Origin of the sequence: Streptomyces sp. YIM 98790, assembly GCF_011421595.1 — a bacterium.
Lineage (GTDB): Bacteria > Actinomycetota > Actinomycetes > Streptomycetales > Streptomycetaceae > Streptomyces.
In genome coordinates, this window is sequence record NZ_WTLH01000026.1 from 36,712 (window position 1) to 46,203 (window position 9,492).

8 protein-coding genes and 2 pseudogenes are annotated in these 9,492 nt (G+C 66.3%); 4 read left to right on the forward strand and 6 right to left on the reverse strand.

Translation table 11 applies throughout. The features are described from left to right. Positions 1-3: 3 nt before the first annotated feature. From GQS09_RS07260 to GQS09_RS07275, 4 genes are all read right to left on the reverse strand, one after another. A complete protein-coding gene (locus GQS09_RS07260; RefSeq protein WP_093840813.1) occupies positions 4-171 on the reverse strand; it encodes an FxLD family lanthipeptide in 168 nt (55 codons plus the stop codon). A 245-nt stretch (positions 172-416) separates the two neighbouring features. Then, entirely contained in the window at positions 417-1,250 is an 834-nt protein-coding gene (locus GQS09_RS07265; RefSeq protein ID WP_313896029.1) for an endonuclease/exonuclease/phosphatase family protein, read from the reverse strand. Positions 1,251-1,255: 5 nt separating this feature from the next. Then, the gene (locus GQS09_RS07270; RefSeq protein WP_165985165.1) at positions 1,256-1,765 is read right to left on the reverse strand and encodes a DUF6415 family natural product biosynthesis protein; all 510 of its coding nucleotides are present in this window, start codon (positions 1,763-1,765) and stop codon (positions 1,256-1,258) included. Next, on the reverse strand, positions 1,765-2,319 hold the full coding sequence (locus GQS09_RS07275; RefSeq protein WP_313896030.1) for an ATP-binding protein: 555 nt from the start codon (positions 2,317-2,319) through the stop codon (positions 1,765-1,767). The genes GQS09_RS07270 and GQS09_RS07275 overlap by 1 nt, the downstream gene beginning before the upstream one ends. A gap of 111 nt (positions 2,320-2,430) precedes the next feature. Here GQS09_RS07275 and GQS09_RS07280 point away from each other — a divergent pair, with 111 nt between their 5' ends. Then, a complete protein-coding gene (locus GQS09_RS07280; protein WP_243761189.1) occupies positions 2,431-3,849 on the forward strand; it encodes a helix-turn-helix transcriptional regulator in 1,419 nt (472 codons plus the stop codon). Further along, a complete protein-coding gene (locus GQS09_RS07285) occupies positions 3,846-4,736 on the forward strand; it encodes a phosphotransferase enzyme family protein (protein ID WP_165985167.1) in 891 nt (296 codons plus the stop codon). Before GQS09_RS07280 ends, GQS09_RS07285 begins: the two co-directional genes overlap by 4 nt. Positions 4,737-4,756: 20 nt before the next feature. Here the strand turns inward: GQS09_RS07285 and GQS09_RS07290 are convergent. Further along, a pseudogene (locus tag GQS09_RS07290) lies at positions 4,757-5,022 on the reverse strand (transposase family protein); the annotation flags it as partial. Between the two features lie 104 nt (positions 5,023-5,126). Then, a pseudogene (locus GQS09_RS07295) lies at positions 5,127-5,996 on the reverse strand (IS5 family transposase). A gap of 379 nt (positions 5,997-6,375) precedes the next feature. Here GQS09_RS07295 and GQS09_RS07300 point away from each other — a divergent pair. After that, a complete protein-coding gene (locus GQS09_RS07300) occupies positions 6,376-8,418 on the forward strand; it encodes a helicase HerA domain-containing protein (protein ID WP_165985168.1) in 2,043 nt (680 codons plus the stop codon). Then, the gene (locus GQS09_RS30600) at positions 8,418-9,476 is read left to right on the forward strand and encodes a hypothetical protein (RefSeq protein WP_165985169.1); all 1,059 of its coding nucleotides are present in this window, start codon (positions 8,418-8,420) and stop codon (positions 9,474-9,476) included. The genes GQS09_RS07300 and GQS09_RS30600 overlap by 1 nt, the downstream gene beginning before the upstream one ends. Positions 9,477-9,492: the final 16 nt, after the last annotated feature.

Sequence of the window (9,492 nt, forward strand, 5' to 3'; positions counted from 1 at the left end):
AGATCAGGCGACGTTCGTGGTGCAGGCGCCGCAGGTGGTGCCGCAGTTGTCGTCGGTGAGGTTGGTCAGACCGGCGACGTCGCCCACTTCCAACAGGGCCACGTCCAGGTCGAAGCCGTCCCCCGACGGGGACGACGGCGAGATGCCGTTCTGCACAGGGACGTTGGACATCAACACTCCTCACATCGGTCGTCAGGACCGGGGTGTCAACCCGCTTCGAGCGGAGCGTATTCACGCAGCTACGCTCCCGACTGCTTATCGGCCATCCTGTCCGCGAGGCTCTCGCCTCCGCGCCGCGTGCGTACAAGTGGACAGGGGCGGATGGATTCCGGCCGATATGGTCTCCGGGCCCGACGGCGGCCCGCGACTGCGAAAGCTGGGCTGCTCCACCAGAGCGGGACAGGCCAGGCGGCTGCTCACTCATTGCCTCCGATCGCGGCCGTGAGAGCGACCGGCAGATGATCGGAGGCCGCTCGGGTGTCAGGAGTGTCACAGGTGGTGTACGACAGCGGCCGGATGCGGCCGGTGGTGAGGATGTGGTCCAGGCGGAGGGGGACGGGCTCGTTGGCGTACCAGTAGCCCACAGTCGCCGCTCGGGACCGGTCCACCTGGGTCTGCGGGTCGGTCCAGCCGGCGTTCAGCAGCACCCGCAGCGCACGGCGGTCGGCCGGTCCGAAGGAGCCGTCGGCATGGACAAGCCGGTACCGGGCGTGAAGGTTGCGCGGCACGAGTGTCCAGTCCGGTTCCGGGTCCTGCTCAGCGAGGGTGTTGAGGTCGCCCATGAGCACGGCACTGTCGGGCCGGCCCGGGAAGGGACCTGCGTTGTCGGTCAGCCAGCGCGCTTCGCGCAGCCGGGTGTCTCCGTCGCTGTAGGCCAGGTGCGTGGCCAGCACCGCGAACTCCTGGCCCTCCACGGCCAGCCGGGCGCGGGCAAGTCCGTGGTGGAAGGCTCCTTGGCCGACATCCGGCCGGTAGCGCACGACCCGGACCGTCTCCGGCCGGAACAGCAGGGCAAGGTGATTGCGGCCGTCACCAATGCGGGAGGTGACCGGCGGCAGCGGGACCATGCCCAAGGAGTCCGCCAGTTCCCACAGCCGCCACCAGTCGCCCTCGTCCCAGTTGGTCAGCTCCTGAAGGGCGAGCACGTCGGCGCCGAGCTCGGCCGCGATGCCGATCTGGTTCTTGCGGCGGGACTCGTCACCTCCGGCGTCGATGCCGCCGTTGCCGAGATTCCATGACACAAAGCGCACGATGGTCACGCTGGCCCTCCGTTCTCGCGGCTCTGACGCTGCTGTGGCGCGGCTTCCTCGACGGCGGTGGCTTCGACGAGGAGGTAGAGAATCGACTGGACGGCGGTCGCCAGCCCGCGCACGTGGGCCCGCGCCTGGCTGTGGGTGACCGGCAGCGGCCGTTCCCGGAGCCGCCGCGCCCGCCCGATGGCACGCTGCTCCTCGTGCGACGCGGACCCGCCGGCCTTCTGCCGCAGCACGGGAACGAGCTGCACCAAGTGCTCGCGCAACCGGGCGTCGAGCTTCGCCAGCTCGGGACCGCTCAGGTAGGCGTCGTCACCAAGGACGTCCTCCAGCGTCTGGTACACCTCGTCCAGCGAGATCACCGGCCCGCCCGGCTCCCACTCCCGCAGGGCGGTCAGCAGCCGTTCCAGCACCTCCCGGCCGTGCGGCGGCTGCCACTTCCTCGCCGGGACCGCGCGGTCGGGAGCCCGCTGGACCAGCCGCGCACCGCCCGCCGAGGGCGTCGCCGCCATCACCGGCCCCCGCCGGGCGACACCGCCAGCCGGACAGCCGAATCAGAACCCAGCTCCGCCACGGAACCAGCGGCCGGCGGCCCCGTCCCCTCCCCGGCGCAGCCGGCGCGAAACCAGACCACCTTCCCGCTCGGGCTGGGCGCGACACCGAACCCTTCCGCCAGAGCCTGGAGCAACGGCAGACCCCGGCCCGCCTCGGCCAACTCATCTGGAACCCGGACCGTCGGCAGCCGCGGATCAAAGTCCGCCACCGTGACGCAGACACCGTCCACCGTGGCCTGCACCAGCAGCCGGGCCTCCTTCACCGCGGCGTGCCGGAGCACGTTCGCCAGCAGCTCCGTGATGCCGAGCAGCACCACCGCTTCCGCCTGCGCCATCCCCCAGCACCGCAGGTGCGCACGGGCGAGGTCCCGGACGGGCCCCAGACATCGCTCGGTCACCGTCAGGGTCATCTCCCACTGACTGCCGAACGTGCGTGAACGGGCAGGTCGGGACCGGTCCGACGAGTCCTGCTCCACCGACCGGTTGAGAAGTTCGGGCATCGGGGGTTCCATTTCGTCAGCGAGAGGTTCACGGAGCGCGGTGTACTGGGTACGAAATGCTCAACCCCTATTTGGCCCTCAGGAATCGCCTGTGTGCAGTGCGTGATGCCAACTCCCCGGAAGTTGTCATCAGCACAAGGAGAGGACATGCCGCAGCCACCGAAACAGCTCGACGACGCCGCCTCCCCAAGGGAGTGGTTCGGAGCGGAACTGCGCCACTGGCGCAAGAACGTCGCCGGCCTGTCCCTCCAGCAACTCGCCGCGAAGGCGCACGTCAGCCGCGAGGTCATCCGCCGTATCGAGGTCGGCGACTACAACTGCCGCCTGGAAACCGCGATCGCCCTGGACCGCGCCCTGAACACCGGAGGCGTCCTGGAACGCGGCTGGGGCCACGCCTTCGGCGACAACAAATGCCACCGCGATGACAACTTCCGCGCCTCAGCCCCGTCTGTGGTTGCGGTCGCCTCCCCTGCCGGCCGCATGCTTGCAGGAGACCCATCGACCGCACAGGGGAGCATCGAACCGGTGGACCGACGCACCTTCTTCGCCGTTCCAGGGCTGGCCGCGCTGGCGGCGAGCCCCGGCGCAACCCGCCTGCTCTCGCCGGCCCAGCCCACTCCCCTGCCTCGCGAAATCCGGCCGCACGACGTCCGGGAGCTCATCGAGGCGGCGACATTCATCTCGGGCCTCGATAACCAGTACGGCGGAGACGGCATCGTCAAACAGACCGCCTCCACCGCGATGATGTGGGCCGAAGACCTGCTCCACGTGAGCTGCCCCGCAGCCCTCCGGCAGCCACTCTTCGCCGCCGTGGCCCGCTTGGGCGTCGTCGTCGGAGCCAGCCAGTTCGACGCCTACGCTCATCAGGACGCACGGCAGACATTCCGTTTCGCCGCCGCCTGCGCCGAGGAAGCGAAGGAGTGGCACCTGCGCGCCAAGTCCTACTCGTTCCTGGCCCGCCAGGCGGTGTGGAACGGCGAGCCGGACGAAGGGCTCACCTTCGCCGAACTCGGCCTGGCGCGTGCCGATCGCCTCACCGCCACGGAACGCGCCATGCTCCATACCGCACGAGCCCGCGCCTTCGCCAAGATGGGCGAGGTCCAGCAGACCCTCTCCGCAGTGGGCGATGCCGACGACGCCTTCGCCCATGCCCGCCCGGAGGAAGACCCGCCCTGGATGGCCTACTACGACGAGGCCCAGCACAACGGCGACACCGCCCACGCCCTCTTCGACCTCGCCATCCGCGGACACGACCCCACCCACGCGGCCCAGCGCTTCATCACCGCCGTCAAGGGACACGGCGACCGCTATGCCCGGTCCCGCGCCATCAGCCGAACCAAACTCGCTTCCCTCACCATGGCCACCGGTGACCCCAACCAGGCCGCCCACATCGGCCACCAGGCCCTCTCGGAGGTCGGCAACCTCCACTCCCGTCGAGCCGCCGACGATATCCGCGAACTCGGCCGCCTCGCTGCCAAGCACCCCACCAACGGAAACGCCGTCTCCCTGCGCGAACGCGTCACCGCTACGGTTCCCGCATGACCGGCCCGCACGACGAAACCCTCGCCATCCTCACCACCGCATGCGCGGCCGTCGGCCTGGACCCCGCCGGCGCCGAGCCGATACGCCTGGCCGAGAACGCCATCTGGCGCCTCCCCGGCGGCATCGTCGCCCGCATCACCAAGGCCGGCCAGCACCAGCAGACCGAACGCGAACTACGCCTCGCCCGCTGGCTCTCCTCCCAAGGACTCCCCGTCGTCCGCCCCCTCCCCGACATCGACACCCCGGCCACCGCCACCGGCCGCCCCGTCACCTTCTGGGATGAACTCCCACCCCACACCCGCGGCACGGTCCTGGACGTCGCAGCCCTGATCCGACAGCTTCACAACCTCCCGCTCCCCGATTTCCCCGTCGGTCGCCTCGACCCCTTTGTCCGCATCCGCGACCGCATCGACGCCGCCGTCACTCTCGCCGACGCCGACCGCGACTGGCTCCGCAATCGCCTCGCTGAACTCCAATCCGCATGGGCCTCCCTCCCCGACGGCCTCCCGGAATGCCTCGTCCACGGCGATGCTTGGACCGGCAACGTCGCCCGTCCTCTGATCGGCGGCCCAGCCCTCCTTATGGACCTGGAACGCTGCTCAGTGGGCCGCCCCGAGTGGGACCTGGTCTCCACCGCAGCCAAGCTCACCACCACCGGCGCTATATCGAAGGCCGAGTACAAAGAGTTCTGCACCATCTACGGCCACGACGTCCTGGCCTGGCCCGGCTACGACACCATGCGAGCCACCCGAGAACTGCGAATGACCACCTACGCCGCCCAACACGCTGCCACCAACCCCGCGTGGCGCCCCGAGGCCCAACACCGCCTCGACTGCCTCCGTGGCCGCAACGGCCCCCGCCCCTGGAAGTGGACAGGCATCACGTAGACAAGGAGCCTTGTCCATCCTCAGTCTGAGCTGGTCGGATGAAGGGTGAGGGTGGCTGGACGAGACTGGTGATCCGGGTCGAGCACCTCAACTTGCGGAGAATCCGCCAGGTCTTGAGGGTGGCGACGGCCTGTTCGACGAGGATCCGGAACTTTGCGTGGGACTGGCTTACCGCCTTCTGGCCTGCGGAGAGGATCTCCCACCGTCCCCAGCACGGAAGGCGGACCGTGCCGTCGGCACCTCGGTGACCCTTGTCGGCCCAGCACCGGATGCCAGCCTCGGCGAGCTTATTCACGATTCAAGGGGCGCAGGTGACCGACGCCCAGAGCTCCGGTACGAGATCTGCACCGAAGCCAAAGTTCCTCTGAAAGGGCGTTTTCTCCCGTTGTTTCATCCCGGGATGCGGCTTTGGTTCGGTAATGTCGGGTCGCGCCAGGAGATGGTGGCTTCGCCAGTGAGGCGGCGGGCCATGAGGTCGGTCATGGCGACGTGGATCATGGCTTCGGAGCGGGCTGGGAGGGTCTCGTAATCGCGGGCTAGGTGGCGGTTCAGCATCAGCCAGCCGTAGGTGCGCTCCACGGCCCAGCGTTTGGGTATGGGAGTGAATCCCCTGGTCCCGGGGGTGCGAGCGGTGATCTCCATGTCGATTCCGAGGGGGGCGGCGTGCTCGACGAAGTGCTTGCGGTAGCCGCCGTCCACCCAGGTCTTGCGGATCGTGGGGTGGTCGGCGGCGACCTGGTCGAGCAGGCGGGGGCCGGCGTTGGAGTCCTGGACGCTGGCCGCGGTGACCAGGACCGCGAGCAGGAGGCCGAGCGTGTCGGTCACGATGCTCCGCTTGCGGCCCACGATCTTCTTGGCGTTGTCCGTGCCCTGGCTCGCGACGGGGACGCTGGTGGAGGTCTTCACGCTCTGTGCGTCGATCATGCAGGCCGTGGGCTCGGCGTCTCGACCCTCCTGCTCGCGGACCAGCTCCCGTAGCAGGCCGTTGAGCTGGGCGAAGATGCCGTCCTTCTAGCACTTGGCGAAGTAGCCGTAGACGGAGTTCCAGTGGGGGAAGTCGTGCGGCAGGTAGCGCCACTGCACCCCGGTGCGGTCCACGTACAAAATCGCGTTCATGATCTCACGCAGGTCGAGCTCGGCGGGCCGGCCGAGGCCCAGCGCCCGGCCGTGGCGCTCGGAGCGCCAGGCGGCCAGGACCGGCTCGATCAACTCCCAGCGCGCATCGGACAGATCACTCGGATACGGGCGACGGTCAGCCATGACCTGGGAATACCGCCGTTCAGGGGCGTGCCCAGGCGTGCGTGCGGCCGTATCGGAGCACGGAACGGACCCGGGCGTCCTGGGATGAGACAGGCGCAAGCCGTCCTCCGCCCCAGGTGTCACACCATTCGTCTCGGCATCCACCACCAGCCCGACAGCCTCACCAGCAACAGATCGGCGGATGGTAGAAACATGGCCTCTTGCTGTCTGCCAGGGTTTGGCTCAACACAGCACCTGGCGACCTCACTTGGCACTAGGCTGATCCATCAGTCAGCAGCGCTGCGTGCGTCTTGTGACACTCAGCGTGCTACGAGATTATTGATCTTATCGGTCAGATGAGCAGGGGGTTTCTGGTGGGTGCGTTCGGAGCGGGTGGAAAGTGACGGAATTCATTCCCGGCGTTGGCGCCGGGTCTTTGCTGCGGTCTGAGCTGCTTGCCGATGGTCGGTCGACCCGGATTGGCGCGATTCACCAGATCGACTACGGTCAGGCCGTCGTGCTGACTCACGATCGCTGGAAGTTCGACGCCGGTGGCATTCCGCAGTTCTCGTTCCTCCTCGCGACCGCGCAGGACGTCAACGACCCACACGTCGACGATGACGAGGTGCTGCTTCTGCGTGTCGAGGGCACGTCGCCTCTGTCGCTTGAGCGCGACCTGCATGCCGTGCGCGAGGAGTCCCTGCGAACGGCTCTGTCTAACAACCAGGACCCATCGCCATCCGCCGTGCTCGATGCGGAGCTCGACCCGTTCACCAAGAACCGCGTGTCGTTCACTGGCGTGCGATGCAAGATCCTCGGCACCTTCTACGAAGACGACGTGGATGGGCAGAAGGTGCTGGAGTTCGGGGCCGACGTGGACAACTTCTACGCCACGTCCACGTACCGAGTCCTGAAGCCTATCGGTGACGGCCTCGCCACGATCGCCTCCTACCTCAAACCGACCGGACGCCTGGTAGAACGTGTACGTATCGGTGCGGTGCGGTACTCCGCGACGCGGCGGCGAGCTAAAGCCTCCAAGCAGGCCGACGCGGCAGTCGAAGTCAACATCCGGGACTTCATCGGCAACAAGACCGCCCTGCTCGGCATGACTCGGATGGGTAAGTCGAATACCGCGAAGATCATCATCGCGCGCACGTTCGTAGTCTCCGAACGACAGCGCGCCGCTGGCGGTCACCCCATCGGTCAGCTGATCTTCGACCCGCAGGGGGAGTACGCCAACCCAAACGTGCAGGATGGTACCGAGATTGCGGCGATCGGTGCGAACCATGTCCGTATCTTCAAGTTTGGTGCGGACGGTACACAGCCACACGTTAAGCCTCTCAATATCAACTTCTTTTCTGAGAATCAGATTGACGCAGTCCAGGGGTTGATTTCTGACACTCTTAGTGGCGATGAGTCTGGTTACGTCAAGGACTTCGCGGGTATGTCCTATGCGGATGTGCCAGGAGATCGCTCCACCACCACGCATGCCCAACGTGCCCGACTTGTTCTCTATGGCGCGCTGATGCGCGCGGGGTTCGCAGTGCCGACAAAATTCCGCGCGCGAATCAATATCAGCGCCGTTTTTCAGCGAAAGATTGTCGCCGGACTCGGACGTAACCCGTTTGTGCAAGTCGGGAGCAGTGCCAACTTCGTGGCCGTCGCTGCATCAGACGTCGAGAATGTCGTCGACAAGATCGTGGAGCTGCGCGACGCCGGAGACACCGACGCGACCAACTTCGCGAAGGATGTCCGCTGGAAGAGCGTTGAGCCAATTTTCACGACTCGCAGTGGGAACCGCCGCGTCCGAGGCTGGCGAAATCTGAATCCACTGCGCTCGTTTCACAGCCCTGCGACACAGAACGACCCTGCGATCGAGATCTACGAGGAGCTTCTCCGGGGGCGCATTGTGATCGTCGATTTGCATGTCGGGGCCGAAGCTGTGACCAAGGCGCTGAGCGAGTCGATTACGCGTCGGCTGCTCTCTAAGCAGACCGAGGTGTTTACCTCTGGGCAGGAACCGCCGCATATTCAGGTGATGCTTGAGGAGGCTCACAACCTGTTCTCGTCGGATCGCTATAAGGATGACCTCGACGTCTGGGTCAAGCTCGCCAAGGAAGCGAGCAAGCTGAATCTCGGCATGACCTACGCGACGCAGGAGGTCTCGGGGGTGGCGCACCAGGTCAAGGCGAATACTGCCAACTGGGTTGTCGCCCATTTGAACAACACGACAGAGGTGCGGGAGCTGGCCAAGTTCTACGACTTTGGGGCGTTCTCAGATGCGATCATCGCCTCCGAGGACCGCGGGTATGTGCGGCTCAAGACACTGTCCTCGCCGTACATCGTCCCCGTCCAGATCGATCGGTACGACATCGCACTCGTCAACGAAGCACGAGCAGCAGCTGGTGACACGCCATTGGCACTGAATGGGACGGCACTCTGATGCCATACGGGACTGTCGGCGGGGCTCACGAGATCGCATCGCGGCTGGGGCATTCGGCGGCCGCCATTCGGGCGATCGCGGACCAACGCACCTTCCATGTCCCGGCTGAGGCGATCCAGGACCTGGATTCGATCCGCAAGCGAATCCGTCCGCGGGGCGACTTCGCTGCCCCGCCTGTGCCACACCGACTCACCGCTGCGCTGGCGATCGACGGTTCACACGTCGTTGAGCAGGTTCGTGACGGCCTGCCGTCGGTCCTGTACGGGTTTGCGCAAGCCGCCGCAGCGTACGTGGACCTCGGTGTTATGGAATCGCAGCGGGCCGAGAGGTTTGTGGACCCCTACAAGATCGAACGTGCGGTCAACACCGCCCTCATAACGCTGGACCTGCCTGTCTCTGGCGCGTACGTACGCGCCGAGGTCGACATCGTGACCTCGTGGCGCGAGGTCATCAATGAGCTGTTTCGACAGAAGAAAATCGACGTCAACCGTCTTGACCAGCCGCTGATGGACCTGCTCTTCCTTCTACACGGCGTTCCCGGGGCGCCAGCGGCCACAGTGCCGGTTAACTGCCCGACGCAGGACTGCAAAAAGGACGTTCCTGTGCCGCCTGCTGGTGCCGACTGCGACGTGTGCGGCGTGCATCTTTTTCCCACCGACGTGCTCCGTATCCACGAGGAGGTTGGCGAAGAGGGCACGAACCAGTCAGCTCTTGGGCGGCTCATGTCGGTGATTGAGCTGTTGGTGCTGGTCGGTCTGGCGACGCTACTGTGGGAGCAGTCACGCCATAAGGCATTGCCCACGACGCTGTTCATCGTCGATGGCCCGCTGGCAGTGTTCGGCACACCAGCAAAGCTGCGCGGGCGAGCCCTTGAATACTTTCAAGGAATGGGCACCACTGCTCCGGGGGAAGCACCATATATTGAGCCGGAACTATTGGGTTGCCTACATGATCGTGTAGCGGACGTGTCGGGTGTGGAAGTAGCCGCGGACGATGTGGGGTTGGCGCTGTCGGCGGCGGAGGAAACGGCGAGTCTCGTGGGCGAGGTCGTCTACTGAGCGCGCGCGGGAGGCG

Bases quoted from the DNA above. Each gene is read 5' to 3' on its own strand.
- GQS09_RS07275 (WP_313896030.1), bottom strand. From the start codon at position 2,319: ATGGAACCCCCGATGCCCGAACTTCTCAACCGGTCGGTGGAGCAGGAC.
- GQS09_RS30600 (WP_165985169.1), top strand. From the start codon at position 8,418: ATGCCATACGGGACTGTCGGCGGGGCTCACGAGATCGCATCGCGGCTG.
- GQS09_RS07270 (WP_165985165.1), bottom strand. From the start codon at position 1,765: ATGGCGGCGACGCCCTCGGCGGGCGGTGCGCGGCTGGTCCAGCGGGCT.
- GQS09_RS07260 (WP_093840813.1), bottom strand. From the start codon at position 171: ATGTCCAACGTCCCTGTGCAGAACGGCATCTCGCCGTCGTCCCCGTCG.
- GQS09_RS07285 (WP_165985167.1), top strand. From the start codon at position 3,846: ATGACCGGCCCGCACGACGAAACCCTCGCCATCCTCACCACCGCATGC.